A 19,295-nucleotide genomic window follows, 5' to 3' on the forward strand; every position below is an offset into this window, starting at 1 on the left:
CGGCCGCCGTCAGGGCTCCCGACCCCCTGACCTCCCGTCAGACCCGCAGGTGCCGAGCAGCACCCGCACCTTCCGCTGGAGAGACCGACGTTGAGCGCGACCGGATGGATCAGGGACGTCCTCCACGGCCCCACCCCAGGCCCGGTACCGGGCACCGTCACCGGGACCTGGCCCAAGACCTCGCACGCCCTGCCGCTGATCGGCATGCTGCTGATCCTCTCCCTCGACCTGCTGACCGCCAGCCGGGTCAGCGTCGAGCCCGCCCTGACCGCCGTCCCCGCCCTCGCCGCCGTCGTCTCCCGCCGGACGTGGTACCCGCTGCTGACCGGCGCCCTGGCCGAGGCGTGCGCCTTCGGCACGGCCTGGTACCACGGCATCCTCGGCCAGTCCGTGCACACCGCCACCGTCGCCGCGATCGTCGTCATCGCCGGCATCGGCCACCTCAGCGCCACCCTCCGGCTGCGGCAGGAACTCGCCCTCGCCGAGGCCCAGTTGGTCGCCGAGATCGCCCGCCGGGTGCTGCTGCGCCCGGTCCCCGACCGGGTCGGGCCGGTCCGCGCCGCCGTCCGCTACGCCGCCGCCGCGGCGCACGCCTCGATCGGCGGCGACCTGTACGAGGTGGTCAACACCCGGCACGGCGTGCGCGCCGTGATGGGCGACGTGCGCGGCAAGGGGCTGGCCGCCGTCGAGACCGCCGCCGCCGTGCTCGGCGCGTTCCGCGAGGCCGCCCACCAGGAGCCCGCGCTGGAGCGGGTGGCCGGCTGGCTGGCCGTCAGCCTGGACCGGGCCCTGCACGAGAACGACCACCCCGGCGTCGAGGAGGAGTTCGTCACCCTGGTGCTGGTCGGCGTCCGCCCCGACGGCGTCCTGGAGATCGCCAACTGCGGCCACCCGCCGCCGGTCCTGCTCCGCGGCGAGGAGCCGCCGCACCTGCTGGCCGCCGACGAGACCGTCCCCCCGCTGGGCGTGCTCGACCCCGAGGACGTCTGCCCCCCGCTGCAACTGGTCGAGCTCCGGTCCGGCGACCGCCTGCTGCTCTACACCGACGGCGTCATCGAGGCCCGGGACCACGGCGGCGCCTTCTACCCGCTCACCGACCGGCTCCCGCTGCTCGCCGACGACGGCCCCGGCGACGTCCTGCAGCGCCTGCACGACGACGTGGTCCGGCACGTCGGCCACAAGCTCGGCGACGACGCGGCGATGCTGCTGCTCCAGTTCGACCCCGTCGCGCTGCCCGCCCAGGCGGCCCCCCGGGACCCGGGGGCCGCGGTGGGCACCGGGGCCGACGCCTGACCCCCGGGCGCTGATCAGACCTCGACCTCGACCACCAGCGGCCGGTGGTCGGAGACCCCGGTGCGGGGCGCCGAGACCGAGCCGACGGTGTTGCGCGGGACGCCGATGCCCAGGATGTGGTCGAACTGGACGGTCGGCCGGTGCGCGGGGTAGGTCGGCGTGCGGGCCAGGTCGTACCAGCCCTGCAGCCGGGTGCGCCGCGCGGTGCGGACGCGCTCGCGCCGCGCCGTGCGCTGGATCGCGTGCGCCGAGCCGAGCACGGTGCGCGGCACCGCGCCGATCAGGTTGAAGTCGCCGAGCACCAGGTAGGGCTGCGGCAGGTCGGCGATCCAGCGCCGGATCGCGGCGAGCTGCCCGACGTTCCACCCCGGCACGAACGACAGGTGCGCCGCCACCACGGTGAACTCCCCGCCCGGCCCGGCCAGCACCGCCGCCAGCGCCGCCCGCGGCTCGTCCGGGACGGGCGTCAGCCCGCGCCGCCCGGCCACCCGCAGCGGCAGGCCGAAGGGCGCGGGCGCGAACCGGCGGGCCCGCCAGTGCAGCACCGGCAGCCGGGTGAGCAGTGCGGTGCCGTACGAGGGCCGGGCGGTGTCGGCCAGGTCGGCCGGCCCGTAGACGGCCAGGCCGGGCCGCTCCGGGTCGGGCACCCAGCCCGCGAAGGGGGCGGGGACGCCGTGCAGCGCGGCGGCGAAGCGCCAGTCCGCGGCGCCCATCGCCTTCGCGGCGACGGCCGCCTGGTCGACCAGGCCGGAGCGCTCCTGGTGGCGGTCGACCTCCTGGAGGGCGAGCACGTCGGCGTCGAGCGAGGCGACGGCCTCGGCCAGCGGGCCGCCCGGATCGGCGGGCCGGGGCGCCGGGCTGCCGTCGGGGGCGAGCGGTTGGCCGTGCAGCAGGTTGTACGTGGCGATCCGCAGTGTGGTCACGCCGTCGACCGTACCGGGCCCGGGTGAACGGCCCGGCGGCTTGAGGGTGGCGGGCATACCGGGTATACATACTCGGTATGTCGATCCGTCACGGCCTGCTCGCCCTGCTCGACCAGGGCCCGCGCTACGGCTACCAGCTGAGATCCGAGTTCGAGGCCCGCACCGGGGCGACCTGGCCGCTCAACGTCGGCCAGGTGTACACCACGCTGGGCCGCCTGGAGCGCGACGGGCTGGTGGAGGCCGCCGGCGAGGACGACGAGGGCCACCAGTTCTACTCCGTCACCGACGAGGGACGCGCGGAGCTGCGCCGGTGGTTCGACACCCCGGTGCCGCGCACCAACCCGCCGCGCGACGAACTGGCGATCAAGCTGGCGATGGCGGTGACCATCCCCGGCGTGGACGTGGCCGCGGTCGTGCACGGCCAGCGCCGGCACAGCATGCAGGCGCTCCAGGACTACACCCGGCTCAAGGGCCGGGCGCTGGCCGCGGACGACGGCTCCGGCAAGGACCTGGCCTGGCTGCTGGTGCTGGAGCAGCTGATCTTCCAGACCGAGGCGGAGATCCGCTGGCTGGACCACTGCGAGTCCCGGCTCGCCCAGCACGCCGAACGCGCCGCCGCCCCGTCCGAACCCGCCGCCGCGCCGCCCGCCCGGCGCGCCGCCAAGAGCCGCGACCGCGGCCGCATCTGAACCTCCTGGGGGAGTGATGACCGAACAACTCAAGCCGGCCGAGCCCGTGCTGCACCTCGACCAGGTCAGCCGGACGCACGGCCAGGGCGCGGCCCAGGTGCACGCGCTGCGCGCCGTCGACCTGCGGGTCTACCCCGGCGAACTGGTCGCCGTGATGGGCCCCTCCGGCTCCGGCAAGTCCACCCTGCTGACCCTGGCCGGCGGCCTGGACAGCCCCACCGGCGGCCGGGTGGTCGTCGAGGGCACCGTCCTGGGCGACCTGGACCGCAAGAAGCTGGCCGCCGTCCGCCGCCGCTCGGTGGGCTACGTGTTCCAGGACTACAACCTGATCCCCGCGCTCACCGCCGCCGAGAACATCGCGCTGCCCCGGGAACTGGACGGGGTCTCCGCCCGCGCCGCCCGCCGGGAGGCGCTCACCGCGCTCGAGGAACTCGGCATCGCCGAACTCGCCGACCGCTTCCCCGACGACATGTCCGGCGGCCAGCAGCAGCGCGTCGCCATCGCCCGCGCCCTGATCGGCGACCGCCGCCTGGTGCTCGCCGACGAGCCCACCGGCGCCCTGGACTCCACCACCGGCGAGTCCGTGCTCGCCGTGCTGCGCGCCCGCTGCGACGCCGGCGCCGCCGCCATGATGGTCACCCACGAGGCCCGGCACGCCGCCTGGGCGGACCGGGTGGTGTTCCTGCGCGACGGCCTGCTGGTCGACGAGACCGCCCGGCAGGACGCCGGCAGCCTGCTGGTCACCGCCGCCACCAACGCCCGGAAGGACGGACAGCGGTGAAGCTGACCGCCTGGCGCGCCGCCCTGCGGATCGCCCGCCGCGACGCCGCCCGCGCCAAGGGCCGCAGCGCCCTGGTGCTGGCGATGATCGCGCTGCCGGTGCTCGGCGTGGCCGGCGTGGACGTGATCGCCCGCAGCGCCCAGCTCGAACCGGCCGAGAAGGCCGCCCGGCAGATGGGCACCGCCCAGGCGTACGTCACCATGTCGCAGCGCGGCGGCAGCATCCTCCAGGACCCCTCGGGCGAGAACACCGTCAGCCAGGTGCCCGACAAGGACCGGCCGCAGACCGCCGCGCAGAAGCGCAGCGCCGACACCGACCCGGCGCGGCTGCTCACCGAACTGCTGCCCGGCGCGGTGCTGGTGCCGACCGGCAACGACACCGGCACCACGACCACCACCAGGGAAGGGCGGATGCAGGTCACCCTCGACGAGGCCGACCTGACCGACCCGGTGTGGCGGGGCAAGCTGAACGTGGTGGCCGGCGCCGCCCCCACCCGGCCCGACCAGATCGCCGCCACCCGGGGCTTCCTGGACCGCTCCGACCTGCGGGTCGGCGACCGCACCGCGATCCACGGCCTGGACTCCACGCCGTACACCATCACCGCCGTCGTCGAGGACCCGGGCTACCTGGACCGGAACATGCTGTACGGCCGCCCCGGCGCGGTGTTCGCCCCGATCGCGCAGGCCGACCCGACGGCCGGCGACAGCGGCCGGGTGCGCAACGGCAGCAGCTGGCTGGTCAAGCTGCCCGCCGGGGCCCGGGTGGACTGGTCCAAGGTGCGGGAACTCAACGAGCACGGCTTCACGGTGGTCTCCCGGGCCGTCCTGCTGGACCCGCCGGCCCGCTCCGAGGTGCCCTACTACGCGGCCGAGCGGTCCTCCTCCTCGGCCGTCAGCAAGAGCGCGCTGGCGATCGCCGCCATGGTGCCCGGCATGGCGCTGCTGGAGATCGTGCTGCTGGCCGGACCGGCGTTCGCGGTCGGCGCCCGCCGCTCGCGCCGCCAGCTCGGCCTGCTCGCGGCCGGCGGCGGCGACCGCTCGCACGTCCGGGCGGTGGTGCTGGCCGGCGGCGCGGTGCTGGGCAGCGGCGGCGCCGTGCTCGGCCTGCTCGGCGGCGTGGGCCTGGTCGGCCTGCTCCGCGGACAGCTCGAACACCTGGGCGGCCAGCGCTTCGGCCACCTCGACGTGCAGCCCCTCGACCTGCTCGGCGTCGCCCTGATCGGCCTGGTCACCGGCCTGCTCGCGGCCGTGGTCCCCGCCGTCCAGGCGTCCCGGCAGGACGTCATCGCCGCCCTCACCGGCCGCGGCGACAGCAAGCCCGCCAACCGGACCGTCGCCGTGATCGGCGCGGTGATGGTGGCCGGCGGCACCGCGCTGGCCCTGCTCTGCGCGATCGGCAACACCGCCGTCGTGGCCGGCCTGCTCGGCGGCTCGGTGATCGCCGAACTCGGCATGCTGCTGTGCACCCCGGTGCTGATCGGCCTGTTCGGGCGGCTCGGCCGCCACCTGCCGCTCAGCCCCCGGCTCGCGCTGCGCGACTCGGTCCGCCACCGCGGCCGCACCGCGCCCGCCGTGGCCGCCGTGATGGCCGCCGTGGCCGGCGCCGTCGCGGTCGGCATCTACCACGCCAGCGACGTCGAGAAGCAGCGCCAGGACTACCGGCCCACCCTGCCGTCCGGCGCGGTCGCGCTCTACCAGCCCTCCGGACCGGCCGACGACCCCGCCCGCTTCCCGATGCTGCTCCAGTCGGTGGAGACCCACCTGGACGGGCTCGGCCGGCGCGCCGACGTGCAGGAGATGACCGCGCTGCCCGGCGACTGCACGACCGGCTACGAGTGCGGCTACGTCCGGGCCGTGAAGCCGCCGGACAAGCGCTGCCCGGCCGACGACGTCCAGGACGCGGACAAGGCCCGCGCGTACCAGGACGACCCCCGGTGCGTGGCCGACCGCAGTCAGCCCGAGTACCCGACCAGCTTCTTCGGCGACACCCTGGTCGGCGACGCCGCCCTGCTGCACAACCTGCTCGACGTGCACGACCCGGCCGCCGAACAGGCGCTGGCCGCGGGCAGGGCCCTGGTCTTCCGGCCCGGCTTCGTCACCGACGGCAAGCTGTACCTGCGCGCCGAGGAGCAGCCCACCCAGGCGCAGACCGACGCCGGGGACTACCAGGGCAAGCAGCGGGACGTCGCCGTCGACGCGGTGGAGGTGCACGCGTCCCTCCCGTTCGCGGTGACGGTGCTGAGCCCGCAGGCCGCGCAGAAGGCCGGACTGGGCGTGCGCGGGGCCGGCTCGCTGTGGAAGCCCGCCGGGACGCTGTCCGACAAGAGCGTCCAGAAGGCCACCGCCGACCTCTCCAAGCTCGACGGCAACGCCTACCTGACCGTCGAGCAGGGCTTCAAGCCCGAGACCGACGTCCTGACCCTCGGCCTGACCGGCTTCGCCGGCCTGGTCGCCCTCGGCGCGGCCGGCATCGCCACCGGCCTGGCCGCCGCCGACTCCCAGCAGGACCTGGCCACGCTGGCCGCGGTCGGCGCGTCCGGCGGCATCCGGCGGCGGCTGTCCGGCTTCCAGTGCGGGGTGATCGCCGCGATGGGGGCGGTGCTCGGCCTGGTCTGCGGCGCCGTCCCGGCCCTGGCCCTGCGGCTGCTGGAGGCCCGCAACTCGACGGTCTGGGTCAACGGAGTGCCGGCCGGCCACGAGGACCCGGTCATCGCGGTCCCGTGGGCGAACCTGGCCGGGCTGCTGATCGGCCTGCCGCTGGTCGCGGTGCTGCTGGCCGCGGTGCTCACCCGCTCCCGGATCGGGCTGACCCGCCGGGCCGGGTGAGCCGGGCGCGGGGGGACCGGCCCCGGGGACCGCGGCGGGGGCCGCGGTGGGGCCGGGCGGACCGCGGCGGGGGCCGCGGTGCGGGGACCGGGGCGGGTGACCGTGCTCACGGCCGGGGGAGGCCGTGGGCACGCACCCGTCCGGGCGAACTAAAGTCGTCCGTATGACGAAAACCCCGGACAGCGCCGTCCGCTCCTACATCGACCGGCACGAGGACGCCTTCCTGGCCGACCTCGCCGACTGGCTGCGCATCCCCTCGGTCTCCGCCGACCCGGACCGGGCGGGCGAGGTCCGCCGCTCCGCCGAGTGGCTGGCCGAGAAGCTGCGGGCGACCGGTTTCCCGGTCGCCGAGGTGTGGGAGACGGACGGGCTGCCGGCGGTGTTCGCCGAGTGGCCCTCCGGCGAGGAGGGCGCGCCGACCGTGCTGGTCTACGGCCACCACGACGTCCAGCCCGCCGCCCGCGAGGACGGCTGGGACACCGACCCGTTCGAGCCCACCGTGGTCGGCCGCCGGCTGTACGCGCGCGGCGCCGCCGACGACAAGGGCCAGGTCTTCTTCCACACCCTGGGCGTGCGCGCCCACCTGGCCGCCACCGGCCGCACCGCGCCCGCGGTCAACCTCAAGCTGCTGGTCGAGGGCGAGGAGGAGTCCGGCTCGCCGAACTTCGCCGCCCTGGTGCGCCGCGAGGCCGGGCGGCTGGCCGCCGACGTGGTGATCATCTCCGACACCGGGATGTGGTCCGAGACCACCCCGACCGTCTGCACCGGCATGCGCGGCCTGGCCGACTGCCAGATCGACCTGTACGGCCCGGACAGCGACATCCACTCCGGCTCCTTCGGCGGCGCCGTCCCCAACCCGGCCGCGGTGGCCGCCGAACTCGCCGCCGGCCTGCACGACGCCGACCGCAGGGTCGCGGTGCCCGGCTTCTACGACGGCGTCGTCGAACTCACCGACCAGGAGCGGGCGCTCTTCGCCGAACTGCCCTTCGACGAGCAGCGGTGGCTGGAGGTCGCCAAGTCGCACGGCACCCTGGGCGAGGCCGGCTACACCACCCTGGAGCGGGTCTGGGCCCGGCCGACCGCCGAGGTCAACGGCATCTGGGGCGGCTACACCGGCCCCGGCGGCAAGACCATCGTCCCGGCCGAGGCGCACCTGAAGCTCTCCTTCCGGCTGGTCGCCGGGCAGGAGGTGGAGAAGGTCCGGGAGTCCGTCGCGGCCTGGGTTTCCGAGCGGGTCCCGGCGGGAATCCGGTACGAGATCGTCTTCCCCGGCGCGACCCGCCCCTGCCTGACGCCGCTGGACCACCCGGCGCTCCGGTCCACCGTCCGGGCGATGGAGCGGGCCTTCGAGCAGAAGATCCTGTTCACCCGCGAGGGGGGCTCCGGCCCGGCCGCCGACCTCCAGGACGTGCTGGGAGCGCCGGTGCTCTTCCTCGGCATCTCGGTCCCCTCGGACGGCTGGCACTCGATCAACGAGAAGGTGGAGCTCGACCTGCTGCGCAAGGGCGTCGAGACCTCCGCCCACCTGTGGGGCGACCTCGCGGAGAACTTCCGACCGTGACAACGCGCCCCGCACCTGCCGCACCTGCCGTACTGAAGCGAAGCGAACGGGGATGGACGAGTTGAGCAGCGCACCCGACACCAAGCACCTCGCGCTGGCCCGGGCCGGGGTGGACCGGGCGGCGCACCGCCGGCTGGACGAGCCGTGGCTGGCCGCGGCCTGGAGCCACCCCAGCACCCGGGTGCTGCCGATCGCCGGCGGCGAGGCGTTCGTGGTCGACACCGCGGACCGCACCGAACTGGTGCTGCTGCCCTCCTTCGAGGCCCCGGTGACCGGCGACCGGTACTTCCTGGGCACCGACGAGGACGGCACCCACTACTTCGCGCTGGACTGCGAGTCGCTGCCCGGCCGGCTCGACGGCGACGCCCGCCCGGCCGGCCTGCGCGAGGTCGGCAGCGCCCTCTCCGACCGGGACTCCGGGCTGCTGGTGCACGCCGTCGCCCTGGAGCACTGGCACCGGCTGCACTCCTTCTGCTCCCGCTGCGGCCACCGCACCGAGAAGGCCGGGGCCGGCCACCTGCGCCGCTGCACCTCCTGCGCGGCCGAGCACTACCCGCGCACCGACCCGGCGGTGATCATGCTGATCACCGACCCCGAGGACCGCTGCCTGCTGGGCCGCCAGGCGCTCTGGCCGGAGGGCCGCTGGTCCACGCTGGCCGGGTTCGTCGAGCCCGGCGAGTCGATCGAGCAGGCGGTGGTCCGCGAGGTGCTGGAGGAGGCCGGGGTCCGGGTCGGCGAGGTCGAGTACGTGGCCAGCCAGCCCTGGCCGTTCCCGTCCAGCCTGATGCTCGGCTTCCTCGGCCGGGCGCTGCCCGGGGGCACCGGGATCACCGTGGACGGCGAGGAGCTGTCCGAGGCCCGCTGGTTCACCCGGGAGGAACTGCGGGCCGGGATGGCCGCCGGGGAGATCCTGCCGCCGTCCGGCATCTCGATCGCCCGGTACCTGGTCGAACTCTGGTACGGCGAACCGCTGCCGGCGGCCGCCCGCTGGTGACGCCCGGCGCCCGGTGCCGGTGGTTCCCGCACGACGGGGGCGTACGGAGAGATCCGTACGCCCCCGTCGTGCGTCCACCGGGGGGCCGCGACCGGTCGGCCGGAATGGTTCGGGCGCACCCGGAACGTTCCGGCGGGGTTTCCCGAACTCCGTTCCCCGGCACGGTTGTCGCATTCCGCTGAAACCGCGCGAGCCCACTGGCTACATTCACTCGCGTGACGATCCACCGCCGCGCCGCCCCCGCGCCCAAGTACCAGCAGCTCGCCACCGACCTGCGCCGGCGCATCGAGTCCGGCGAGTGGGAGGGCGGCGGCCGCCTCCCGGTCGAGACCGAGCTGGAGGCGCAGTACGGGGTGGCCCGCAACACCGTCCGGCTGGCCGTGGACGTGCTGGTCAACGAGGGCCGGGTGGTGCGCGTCCAGGGCAAGGGCACCTACCTGCGCGAGCCCTCCCGGCACGACCACCGGGTGCACGCCCGCCCGCCCCGGCAGGCCCGCCGCGAACCGCTCACCCCCAGCGGCGAGGTGTACGCCGCCGAGGCCGCCGCCGCCGGGCGGCAGCTCACCGTGGACTTCGAGGTGGCCGCCGTCCGGGCCCGCCGGGACGTCGCCGCCTGGCTCGGACTGCGCCCCGAGGACACCGTGATGATGCGCCGTCAGCTCTGCCGGGTCGACCGGGAGCCCTACGCCATCGAGGAGAGCCACTACCGGGCCGGGCTGGCCGCCGGCACCCCGCTGATGCAGGACCGGCCCGTCCCCGGCGGCGACGAGCGGATACTGGCGCAGCTCGGCCGGACCGAGACCTCCGCCACCGACCACCTCACCGCCCGGATGCCCGACCCGGCCGAGGCCGCCTGGTTCGGCCTCGGCCCGGGCGTGCCGCTGCTGGTCAACACCCGGATCAGCAGCGACCGGCGCGGCCCGATCCGGGTGGTGGAGACCCGCTACGCGGCCGACCGGGCCCGGCTGCTCTACGAGCTCGGCGACACCGCGGCGGGCGGCTGAACCGGCAGCCGGGCGCCGCCCCGGTCCGGCCGCCCGGCGTGCCGCGGCGGAATGCCGGCCCGCGCCGTTCCGGCCGCCGGGCCGGAATTCCGATCAGTACCGGTCGGAACTCCGGCGGAATTCGACCGGGCCCCGGTTGACATTCAGCCGGAATTCGACCGCCGACGACCGGGATTGGACCGGTAATGATCGGATCGGGACCGAATTCGATCAGGCCAGCGCGGACTGGACCTGCCGCAGGCTCGGGTTGGTCATCACGCTCTGCTCCCCGGAGGCGGAGACCACCACGACCGTCGGCACCGTCTGGTTGCCGTCGTTCACCGACTCCACGTAGGACGCCGAGGCCGGGTCCTGCTCGATGTTGACCTCGGTGTAGGCGATGCCCTCGCGGTCCAGCTGGCTCTTGAGGCGGTTGCAGTAGCCGCACCAGGTCGTGCTGTACATCGTGACGGTGCCGGACATGGCGGGGGACTCCTTCGGTCGACGGACGGTGGCCGGACGGTGGCCGGACGGCCGCCCGGTGCAACGTCCGGCGGCCCCGGCCCATTCCGGGGCGGGTGACGGTGTGACGATCCGACCACCTCGGACCGCCTGTGGACAACCCCGTCCGAACTGTCCGGCCCGCCTGCGAGGATGGAGGGCATGCAGGAAGACCTCCTCGGGCTCGACGGCCCCCACCCGCAGTACGGCCACGCCCCCGCCGGGGCGGACGCGGTGCTGGCCGGGCTCGACCCCGAGCAGCGCGCCGTGGCCACCGCCCTGCACGGCCCGGTCTGCGTGCTGGCCGGCGCCGGCACCGGCAAGACCCGCGCCATCACCCACCGGATCGCCTACGGCGTGCGCAGCGGCGTCTACCACCCCGCGCAGGTCCTCGCCGTCACCTTCACCGCCCGCGCGGCCGGCGAGATGCGCGGCCGGCTGCGCCAGCTCGGCGCCGACGGCGTGCAGGCCCGCACCTTCCACTCGGCCGCCCTGCGCCAGCTCCAGTACTTCTGGCCGCGGGCCATCGGCGGCGAGTTCCCCCGGCTGCTGGAGCGCAAGGTCCAGCTGGTCGCCGAGGCGGCCGGCCGCAGCGGCCTGCGCGTCCAGCGCACCGAACTGCGCGACCTGACCGCCGAGGTCGAGTGGGCCAAGGTCACCCAGGTCGTCCCCGACGACTACCCGGCCGCCCTCGCCAAGTCCGGCCGCGAGGCCCCGCGCGACCCGGCGGAGATCGCCCGGGTCTACGCCGCCTACGAGCACGCCAAGCAGCAGCGCCGCCTGATCGACTTCGAGGACGTGCTGCTGCTCACCGCCGCCGTCCTGGAGGACCGGCCGGAGATCGCCGACCAGGTCCGCTCCCAGTACCGGCACTTCACCGTCGACGAGTACCAGGACGTCTCCCCGCTCCAGCAGCGCCTGCTGGAGCAGTGGACGGGCTCCGACGGCGGCGCCAGCCTCTGCGTCGTGGGCGACGCCAGCCAGACCATCTACTCCTTCACCGGCGCCACCCCCGACCACCTGCTGAACTTCCGGCACCGGCACCCCGAGGCCACCGTGGTCAAGCTGGTCCGGGACTACCGCTCCACCCCGCAGGTGGTCCACCTGGCCAACGGGCTGCTCGCGCAGGCCCGCGGCCAGGCCGCCCAGCACCGGCTGGAGCTGGTCTCCCAGCGCGAGGCCGGCCCCGAGCCGGTCTACCGCGAGTACCCGGACGAGCCGACCGAGGCCGAGTCCACCGCCCGCCTGATCCGCGACCTGCTCGGCACCGGCGTCCGGGCCAGCGAGGTCGCCGTGCTGTTCCGCACCAACGGCCAGTCCGAGGTGTACGAGCAGGCCCTCGCCGACCTCGGCATCGCCTACCAGCTCAAGGGCGCCGAGCGGTTCTTCGAGCGCCCCGAGGTCCGCGAGGCCGGCGTGCTGCTCAAGGGCGCCGCCCGGGCCGCCGACGACCCGCTGACCTCCGGCGCGCCCGACCTCGCCGCCCAGGTCCGCGCGGTGCTCGCCACCCGCGGCTTCGCGGCCGCCCCGCCGGCCGGCTCCGGCGCCGTCCGCGAGCGCTGGGAGTCGCTGAACGCGCTGGTCCGCCTCGCCGAGGAGTTCGAGGCCGCCCGCCGGTCCGCCGGGGCTCCGGCCGACCTCGCCGCCTACGTCGCCGAGCTGGACGCCCGGGCCGCCGCCCAGCACGCCCCCGCCGTCGAGGGCGTCACGCTCGCCTCGCTGCACGCCGCCAAGGGCCTGGAGTGGGACGCGGTGTTCCTGGTCGGCCTGAGCGAGGGCACGCTGCCGATCATCTACGCCAAGACCGACGAGCAGGTCGAGGAGGAGCGCCGGCTGCTCTACGTCGGCGTCACCCGGGCCCGCCGCTTCCTGACCCTCTCCTGGTCGCTCTCCCGCTCCCCGGGCGGCCGCGCCTCCCGCAAGCCCACCCGCTTCCTGGACGGCCTGCGCCCCGGCTCCTCCGGCCCCGGCGCGCGCACCCGGGGCGGGCGCGGGGGCGTCGAGCCGGGCGCGGAGCGCTCCGCCGCGCGCCGGGCGCGCGGCCCGGTCAAGTGCCGGGTCTGCGAGCGCACCCTGACCGACGCCGTCGAGCGCAAGCTCCGCCGCTGCGAGGGCTGCCCGTCCACGATGGACGAGGCGCTCTACGAGCGGCTGCGCGAGTGGCGCTCGGTCAAGGCCAGGGAGCAGGGCGCCCCGGCCTACGTGGTGTTCACCGACGCCACCCTGACGGCCATCGCGGAGGACGTGCCGGGCAGCCTCGCGGAGCTGTCCCGGATCTCCGGAGTGGGCGCCATGAAGCTGGACAAGTACGGCTCCGACGTGCTCTTGTTGTGTGCGGGGGAGAGTCCGGAGCCGGTGGGGGAGACCGACCGCGAACCGGAGCCCGCCCCGTCCGAGGGCGAAGCTGAGAACCAGGCTGAGAACTCGCCGGAAAAATAGTTTGCGCGCCGCATGGACGGCGCAATAGCCTGCCGGAGCGGTCAAGGGGACGAGGCCGCGAAGCTCGCAGAGGGCTTGTTTCTGCGTGCACTGACCATCAACCAGATATCGGAGCCCGGGCGACCGGGTGCCGCGAGACGCCGAGAGGAGGCGAGTTCAGTGGAGACCAAGATGATCACCAAAGTGACCGACCTGATGACCACCCTCGCCATGCCCTCGCGCGTCAGCGCTTCGGGTCTGGGTCTCGGCACGGCCGGCGGCGACGCCGGAGTCCTGCTGTCCGAGCACTGCCTTGTCAGTGATCTCGGCAATGCTGTGGCCACCCGTGTCGAGGCAGGTCTCTCCCGTGACTGGGCGACGTTCGGCGGCGGCATTTCGCTGTCCGACGAGCGACCGACCAAGGCACCGAAGGCAGTAGTGGCAGAGGCCCTGCATGGGCGCTATGCCGCGGTCATCGGTGCCGGAAGCAACAAGCAGGACCAGCAGATCTCCCTGGCCGAAGCCGCCGTCCACGGCGCCGAGGCCGGCCGGAAGCAGGCTTTTCGCGGGCCTGGACCCTGGAGCGAACGACCCTGACTGAACCAGTCACGGGCGGTGCCTCCAGGGCCGCGGAAACCCAGCAACCGGGTTCCGCGGCCCTTCTGTTTTGTCCGGTACGCAAGACCACCCAGGCCCCCCGGGGCCTCCGGACCGCTCCGCACCACGGAACGGCCGGATCCACATCGAAGACGAGGAAGACGCCCACAGTGTCCACGGTCATCACACCGCCGCCCCTCCCGTCCGTACCGACCGACAAGACCGTCAAGGCCGACCAGGCCCACCCCCCGGAGGTAACACTCATGCAGCTCACCGCCATCGACGAGGCTGACTCGCTCGGGCTCCCCATCCCGTGCCGGGCCTTCGACCCGGAGGTCTTCTTCGCGGAGACCCCCGCGGACGTCGAGTACGCCAAGTCGCTGTGTGGCACCTGCCCCGTCAAGGCCGCCTGTCTCACCGGTGCCCTGGAGCGCCGCGAGCCCTGGGGCGTCTGGGGCGGCGAGCTCTTCGTGCAGGGCGTCGTCGTCGCCCGGAAGCGCCCGCGTGGCCGTCCGCGCAAGACCGAGGTCATGGCGTGAACCCCGCAGCCAGGGCCGACCGCAGCGGCACCGGAGCCGTCCGCAGGGGAGAGCAGCCCCCGCTGGACACCGCTCTGCGCCACTCGGTACGCATCGCGGCCGCCAAGGCCGACGCAGAACTGACCCGTCCCTTCCCGACCACGCACCACGAGCAGGACCACCACATGAACCCCGCCGGCATCGATCCGACCGTCCGCTCCGAGCAGACCACCGAACTTCAGATCCAGAACAGGACCCTCGAGATGAATCTCCTCCAAGAATCCCTGGCGCGCGCGCATATGCAGCAACGCCTCCACGAGGCCGAGGAGCAACGCCTCGGCCTGCGGGTGCTGCGCGCGGCGCGGTTGCGCCGCCGGGCCGAACGTGCCTCGCTGCGCGCCCGCAAGGCCCTCGCCGTCGCCCTGATGTGACGGACGCTCCACCCCGCCGGCCGGCCGCGAGGCCCCGCCGGTGACCCACCCCTGAACGCCGACGGCCGACTCCCCGCCCCCGGGGAGCCGGCCGTCGGCGCGTTCCCGCCGCCTCCGGGGCTTCTGCGGCTCCCGGGGCCCCCGCCGGGCCCGGGTGTCGGGCGTCCAACTCCAGGGTTCCGTACTGCTGTTCGCCGCTCGAACAGGTCGTGCAAGGATGGCCCCCATGTGGTCCTCCCTCCCGCTCGGCGAGCGGCTGCGCGCCGAACTCGGCCCGCCGCGCAAGGTCCGCCGCCTGGTCAGCAGCCCGCGCTCCCGGGTCTGGCGGGCCGAGCTCTCCGGCCGCCCCGTGGTGGTCAAGCAGTTGGTCGACTCGCCCGGGGCCGACGGCCGTTACGCCCGCGAGGCGGCCGGGCTCTCCCTCGCCGCCCGGCCCGGCCGGCCCGGCCGCCCGGTGGCGCCCGCCCTGCTCGGCGCCGACCCGGCCGCCCGCCTGCTGGTGCTGGAACGCCTGGAGGACCGCACCCCGGGCCCCGACTGGCAGCGCGAGTACGCCACCGCGCTGGCCGGGCTGCACGCCAGCGCCCCCGCCGACCTCCAGGACCTCGCCGGGACGGCCCCCGCCACCGACCTGCCCGCCTGGACCGGCCCGACCGGGCGCGACCTCGGCTGCTTCATCGCCCTGGCCCGGATCCTCGACGTCCCGGCCCCGCCCGGCGCCCGCGCCGAGGCCGAGGCACTGCTCGACCGGCTCTCCGCCACCCCCGTCCGGCACGCGCTGCTGCACGGCGACCCCTGCCCCGGCAACGACCTGCACACCGCCGACGGCGTCCGGTTCGTCGACTTCGAGCAGTCCGCGCTCGGCCCGGGCGCCGTCGAGTTCGCCTACCTGCGGATCGGCTTCCCCACCTGCTGGTGCTCCACCGCCCCGCCCGCCGCCGTGCTGGCCGAGGCCGAGGCCGCCTACCGCACCGCCTGGCGCGCGGCCACCGGCACCGAGGCCGCCACCCCCGCCGAACTCGCCGACGCCTGCGCCGGCTGGCTGCTGCGCGGCGACGCCCTCGTCCCCAAGGCCGAACGCGGCACCGCCGACCACCTGTCCCGCCTCCACCACGGCGACTGGACCTGGGGCAACGCCACCGCCCGCCGCCGCCTCCTGCACCGCCTGCGGGTGGTCGCCGAACTCGCCGACGCCGACACCGCCCTCCCGGTCTTCGGCCGCTTCTGCGCCACCCTGGCCGCCCGCGCCCGCACCGCCTGGCCCACCGCCACCCCGCTCCCCGCCGAACGGGCCTGACCGCCCGCGAACCCGCGAACCCGCCGCCCGCGAGCGCCGGCCGGAGCCCGGGCACCCGCGCCTCCGGACGCCCGGAGGCGCGGATGCCCGGGCGTCGGCTCAGTCGGCTTCCGGCCCCGTCTCCGGCCCGGCTGCCGGCCCCGTCTCCGGCCCGTTCCCCGGTCCGGCGAAGCCGGGCAGCCAGCGGAGCAGCTCCTCGTGCAGGCGGACAGTGGCGCCGAGCTGGCACAGGACGCCGATGGTGGAGAGGGTGACGCGGTGGATCAGCAGGTAGGAGGGCGGGAGGTTGAGCTGCTTGCCGAGGTTGTAGGCGGGGGAGCGCGGGTCGGCGATCCGGGCGGCCTGGGTGCGCATCCACGGGCGGCTGAAGGTGAACTGCTCGGCGCGGGTGGGCTCGATGATCGGGAGCAGGTAGTCGAGCACCGCGTCCGGGTCGAGCGAGATGCCGGGACGGACGAAGTTCTCCTGCCTGAGCAGGTCGTACACCGCCCCGGCGTCCCCGGCCAGGGCCAGTCGCAGTGAGGTGCCGATCGTGCGGGGCAGACCGCCGGGGAGGCGGTCGACGGTGCCGAAGTCGAGCACGCCCAGCTTCCAACTCGCGGCGGTGCGGCCGGTCTTGACCAGCCGGAAGTTGCCGGGGTGCGGGTCGGCGTGCAGCAGGCCGGTGCGGCTCGGACCGGCGAACAGGAAGCGGGCGAGCAGCTGCCCGGCCCGGTCTCGCTCGGCCCGGGTGCCGTCCGAGACGACCTGGGAGAGCGGCTTGCCCTCCAGCCACTCGGTGACCAGCACCCGCCCGGACTGGGCCACCACCCGGGGCACCACGATGTCGGCGTCCCCGGCGAACTCCTGGGCGTGCAGCTGCTGGGACTCCGCCTCCAGCCCGTAGTCCAGCTCCTCGGTGACCCGCTCGCGCAGCTCGGCGATCAGCGGCTTGATGTCCACGCCCGGGATCAGCGGGCCCAGCATCCGGGCCACCCGGGAGAGCTGGCTCAGGTCGCTGAGCAGGGCGTCGCCCGCGCCCGGGTACTGGATCTTGACCGCGACGTCCCGCCCGTCCTTCCAGACGGCGCGGTGCACCTGGCCGATCGAGGCGGCGGCGGACGGCTGGTCGGAGAAGGAGCGGAAGCCGTCGGCCCAGTCCTCCCCGAGGTCGGCGGCCAGCACCGCGTGCACGGTGCGGGTCGGCATCGCCGGGGCGGACTCCTGGAGCTTGGTGAGCGCGGCCCGGTAGGGGCCCGCGACGTCCTCCGGGAGGGCGGACTCGAAGACCGACATGGCCTGCCCGAACTTCATCGCACCGCCCTTCAACTTGCCGAGGGTGGCGAAGAGCTGCTCCGCGGTCTGGGCCTGGAGCTCGGCCGCCACCTCCTCCGCGGGCCGTCCGCCCAGGCGCTTGCCCAGGCCGAGGGTGGCCCGCCCGGCGAAGCTCAGCGGCAGGGCCGCCAGCCGGGCCGTCCGGGAGACCGCCTTGCGCGGCATGTCAGACATCCGCCGCCTCCGTCCGGACGGTGCGGCCGGCGGTGGCCGGAGCCGCCCCGGCGCACGGGTGGGCGACCGGCCGGGCCGGGCCGGTCCTTGCCTTGCGCGGTAGATCGCTCACCGGACCTCCTGATCCTCCGGACCGACCGGCGCCCCGCCGGCGGTCGGTACAGCGGCGCTCCCGGACCCGCCCGGCGGCTCCGGCCCCGACGGCCGCCGCCCGCCCGGCCTCCGGAAGCGGTGCACCGGGACGGGTGGCGACGGATCGGGCTCGCGGGCTGCCGGACGGGCCCCAGGGCTCGTCCTAGGCCATTGTGCCCGTTCGCCCCGGTGTGGCGGACTGCCAGAGGCAACCGCAGTCCGGGTGGCTGCGCAGCCGCAGCCGCCGGACCATGCCGTCGGCGGCGGACAGCTCGCACCAGCCGTCCACGCTCGGCGGCAGCACCCCGTCCAGGTACAGCTGGGCGTGCAGCGCGGCGAGCCCCGCGACCGAGGCCGCGACCGCGCCGTCGCAGGCCGGGACGCGGGCCCGGCCGGGGCCCTCGTCGATCAGCTGGGCCAGCAGCCGGGGCCACGCCTCGTCCTCGTCGCGCCGGGCCAGGGTCGCGCAGCTGCCGCAGGCGGAGGCGCCGGGGACGACCAGCGGGCCGACCACGCCGAGGTGTTCGAGCACCCCGGTGTACAGGTGCGGGACGCCGGCCCGCATCAGCTCCTGGGCGTCCACCGCGGCCCCGGTGTACGCGGCGGAGCCGTCCCTCGGGGCGAGCACCACCAGGGTGGGCGGCGGGGGAGCGGCGGGCGGGCGCCGGTAGCGCTCGCCCACCGGGGCGCCGGTGACGCGGTGCACCAGCTCGCGGGCGGCGGTGGAGCGCAGCCGCCCGATGTCGCCCGGGGGCAGGCCGCCGGGCAGGCAGTCCCGGGCGGCGACCCGGCCGCGGTCCAGCACCGCGACCTCGCCGATCCCGCCGGCCGCCAGCGCGGCCCCGACGGCGGCCCCGACCCGCCCGGCGCCGCGCACCTCGACCCGGGCCCGGACCCGGCCGTGCAGCACGGCGGCGGCCTCGCCCGGCGCGGGGTGCACCAGGGAGAGCGAGGCCAGGTCGGGGCCGAGCAGGTCGCGCCGGGCGGGTGGGTACAGCTCCAGCACGTCCCGCAGGGCCTGGGCGTCGTCCAGCAGCTCGCTGCGGCCGAGCGAGTCGAGCACCGCCCGGCAGTACTCGGCGCCCAGCCCGAGCCGCTGCCCGGCGGCGATCAGCGCGGGGCCGTCCCGGCTGCCGTCGATCAGTTCCAGGAAGCCGGCCAGCTTGCGGTCGACACCCTCGATCAGCCGGGCGTGCCGCCGTACGGTGCCGAACTGCAGGGTCTGCTTCTCCCGCCAGAGCCGGGACAGGGCGGGCTTGATCACGGGGCGCATGCGGGTACCTCCCACGGTCGGGACCCCGGCGTCGGGATCGCCGGTGACCGCTGTGATGGAGCACCGCAGTTTGCGAGCCTGCTCGGAGTAATCGCTGGTCTCGCAAGTGGTGGTGCAAGTTAGTTTGCGAGGGTGGAGCACAATACTTTGCGAGTTTCGTGACTGAGGGTGACATCACTGAGAGTGCGGGGCAGGCGGTGCTTGACGTCGAGCCTCTCGGTGAAAGTGTCACCCGAGTAGCTCAGCAGCAGGATTGACGGTGGGTCGAACGGCAATCGGTTGTCGGAGCGCGTCAGTAGCCTCGAAGGTTGAGAGGTCCGTTATGGGCGCACGGATCGTGCTGAATCACGGGGCGATCCGCCGGGAGGGAATGAAGGCGGTCGAGAGGCAGCTTCCGCGGTGGCAGGCGGTGCTGGACGCAGTGCTGGCGTCCCACCAGGGCCAGCCGGTCGACGAGGTGAAGACGGAGCTCGCGCGGCAGTGGCAGCTGGTTGCCGGACGCCCGCTGGCCGAGCCGAAGTTGCCCGACTGGGGGGCCGCCTCGCGACGGGGGAACGGGTGGTTCTGCGCGCTGCGGGTTGAGGCCCCGAG

Annotated in this window: 16 protein-coding genes; 12 read left to right on the forward strand and 4 right to left on the reverse strand. The window is 75.3% G+C overall.

Features of this window, described 5'->3' with window-relative positions; all coding sequences use genetic code 11:
- Positions 1–90: 90 nt before the first annotated feature.
- Complete coding sequence (locus tag ACIQVD_RS06345) at positions 91–1,293, forward strand: PP2C family protein-serine/threonine phosphatase (protein WP_100836452.1); 1,203 nt, start codon at positions 91–93, stop codon at positions 1,291–1,293.
- Positions 1,294–1,307: 14 nt separating this feature from the next.
- Here the strand turns inward: ACIQVD_RS06345 and ACIQVD_RS06350 are convergent, their stop codons facing one another.
- Positions 1,308–2,216: an endonuclease/exonuclease/phosphatase family protein gene (locus ACIQVD_RS06350; protein WP_402286384.1), complete on the reverse strand. Its 909-nt coding sequence runs from the start codon at positions 2,214–2,216 to the stop codon at positions 1,308–1,310.
- A gap of 77 nt (positions 2,217–2,293) precedes the next feature.
- Between ACIQVD_RS06350 and ACIQVD_RS06355 the strand changes: the two genes are divergently transcribed.
- From ACIQVD_RS06355 to ACIQVD_RS06380, 6 genes are all read left to right on the forward strand, one after another.
- On the forward strand, positions 2,294–2,905 hold the full coding sequence (locus ACIQVD_RS06355) for a PadR family transcriptional regulator (RefSeq protein WP_100836451.1): 612 nt from the start codon (positions 2,294–2,296) through the stop codon (positions 2,903–2,905).
- Between the two features lie 16 nt (positions 2,906–2,921).
- Positions 2,922–3,686 (forward strand): ABC transporter ATP-binding protein, encoded by a 765-nt coding sequence (locus ACIQVD_RS06360; protein ID WP_402286386.1) that lies wholly within the window; start codon positions 2,922–2,924, stop codon positions 3,684–3,686.
- Positions 3,683–6,511: an FtsX-like permease family protein gene (locus ACIQVD_RS06365; RefSeq protein ID WP_400681991.1), complete on the forward strand. Its 2,829-nt coding sequence runs from the start codon at positions 3,683–3,685 to the stop codon at positions 6,509–6,511. Before ACIQVD_RS06360 ends, ACIQVD_RS06365 begins: the two co-directional genes overlap by 4 nt.
- Positions 6,512–6,674: 163 nt before the next feature.
- Entirely contained in the window at positions 6,675–8,072 is a 1,398-nt protein-coding gene (locus ACIQVD_RS06370) for a dipeptidase (RefSeq protein WP_402286388.1), read from the forward strand.
- Positions 8,073–8,124: 52 nt separating this feature from the next.
- On the forward strand, positions 8,125–9,066 hold the full coding sequence (gene nudC, locus ACIQVD_RS06375) for an NAD(+) diphosphatase (protein WP_400681986.1): 942 nt from the start codon (positions 8,125–8,127) through the stop codon (positions 9,064–9,066).
- 215 nt (positions 9,067–9,281) lie between these two features.
- Positions 9,282–10,070, forward strand: coding sequence for a GntR family transcriptional regulator (locus tag ACIQVD_RS06380; protein WP_402286390.1), 789 nt, complete (start codon positions 9,282–9,284; stop codon positions 10,068–10,070).
- Between the two features lie 210 nt (positions 10,071–10,280).
- On the opposite strand, the gene ACIQVD_RS06385 is transcribed toward ACIQVD_RS06380, so the two are convergent.
- Positions 10,281–10,532: a mycoredoxin gene (locus ACIQVD_RS06385; RefSeq protein ID WP_111554167.1), complete on the reverse strand. Its 252-nt coding sequence runs from the start codon at positions 10,530–10,532 to the stop codon at positions 10,281–10,283.
- 180 nt (positions 10,533–10,712) lie between these two features.
- Between ACIQVD_RS06385 and ACIQVD_RS06390 the strand changes: the two genes are divergently transcribed.
- From ACIQVD_RS06390 to ACIQVD_RS06410, 5 genes are all read left to right on the forward strand, one after another.
- Positions 10,713–12,989, forward strand: coding sequence for an ATP-dependent DNA helicase UvrD2 (locus ACIQVD_RS06390; protein ID WP_402286393.1), 2,277 nt, complete (start codon positions 10,713–10,715; stop codon positions 12,987–12,989).
- A 159-nt stretch (positions 12,990–13,148) separates the two neighbouring features.
- Positions 13,149–13,565, forward strand: coding sequence for a hypothetical protein (locus ACIQVD_RS06395; RefSeq protein ID WP_400681980.1), 417 nt, complete (start codon positions 13,149–13,151; stop codon positions 13,563–13,565).
- 170 nt (positions 13,566–13,735) lie between these two features.
- Positions 13,736–14,104 carry a WhiB family transcriptional regulator gene (locus ACIQVD_RS06400; protein ID WP_100836442.1) on the forward strand — a complete coding sequence of 123 codons (369 nt, stop codon included), beginning with the start codon at positions 13,736–13,738 and terminating at the stop codon, positions 14,102–14,104.
- A 164-nt stretch (positions 14,105–14,268) separates the two neighbouring features.
- A complete protein-coding gene (locus ACIQVD_RS06405) occupies positions 14,269–14,514 on the forward strand; it encodes a hypothetical protein (RefSeq protein ID WP_030459980.1) in 246 nt (81 codons plus the stop codon).
- 226 nt (positions 14,515–14,740) lie between these two features.
- On the forward strand, positions 14,741–15,811 hold the full coding sequence (locus ACIQVD_RS06410) for a phosphotransferase (protein ID WP_100836441.1): 1,071 nt from the start codon (positions 14,741–14,743) through the stop codon (positions 15,809–15,811).
- Between the two features lie 99 nt (positions 15,812–15,910).
- Here ACIQVD_RS06410 and ACIQVD_RS06415 read toward each other — a convergent pair whose 3' ends face one another.
- Complete coding sequence (locus ACIQVD_RS06415) at positions 15,911–17,299, reverse strand: ABC1 kinase family protein (RefSeq protein ID WP_402286397.1); 1,389 nt, start codon at positions 17,297–17,299, stop codon at positions 15,911–15,913.
- A 295-nt stretch (positions 17,300–17,594) separates the two neighbouring features.
- Entirely contained in the window at positions 17,595–18,704 is a 1,110-nt protein-coding gene (locus ACIQVD_RS06420) for a ThiF family adenylyltransferase (protein WP_400681974.1), read from the reverse strand.
- Positions 18,705–19,295 lie beyond the last annotated feature (591 nt).

Source organism: Kitasatospora sp. NPDC090308 (genome assembly GCF_044769485.1).
Classification (GTDB): Bacteria; Actinomycetota; Actinomycetes; order Streptomycetales; family Streptomycetaceae; genus Kitasatospora; species Kitasatospora fiedleri.

Coding starts and splice junctions, on each gene's coding strand:
- ACIQVD_RS06355 (WP_100836451.1), top strand. CDS start 2,294: ATGTCGATCCGTCACGGCCTGCTCGCCCTGCTCGACCAGGGCCCGCGC.
- ACIQVD_RS06360 (WP_402286386.1), top strand. CDS start 2,922: ATGACCGAACAACTCAAGCCGGCCGAGCCCGTGCTGCACCTCGACCAG.
- ACIQVD_RS06370 (WP_402286388.1), top strand. CDS start 6,675: ATGACGAAAACCCCGGACAGCGCCGTCCGCTCCTACATCGACCGGCAC.
- nudC (WP_400681986.1), top strand. CDS start 8,125: ATGGACGAGTTGAGCAGCGCACCCGACACCAAGCACCTCGCGCTGGCC.
- ACIQVD_RS06385 (WP_111554167.1), bottom strand. CDS start 10,532: ATGTCCGGCACCGTCACGATGTACAGCACGACCTGGTGCGGCTACTGC.
- ACIQVD_RS06390 (WP_402286393.1), top strand. CDS start 10,713: ATGCAGGAAGACCTCCTCGGGCTCGACGGCCCCCACCCGCAGTACGGC.
- ACIQVD_RS06405 (WP_030459980.1), top strand. CDS start 14,269: ATGAACCCCGCCGGCATCGATCCGACCGTCCGCTCCGAGCAGACCACC.
- ACIQVD_RS06410 (WP_100836441.1), top strand. CDS start 14,741: ATGTGGTCCTCCCTCCCGCTCGGCGAGCGGCTGCGCGCCGAACTCGGC.
- ACIQVD_RS06415 (WP_402286397.1), bottom strand. CDS start 17,299: ATGTCTGACATGCCGCGCAAGGCGGTCTCCCGGACGGCCCGGCTGGCG.
- ACIQVD_RS06420 (WP_400681974.1), bottom strand. CDS start 18,704: ATGCGCCCCGTGATCAAGCCCGCCCTGTCCCGGCTCTGGCGGGAGAAG.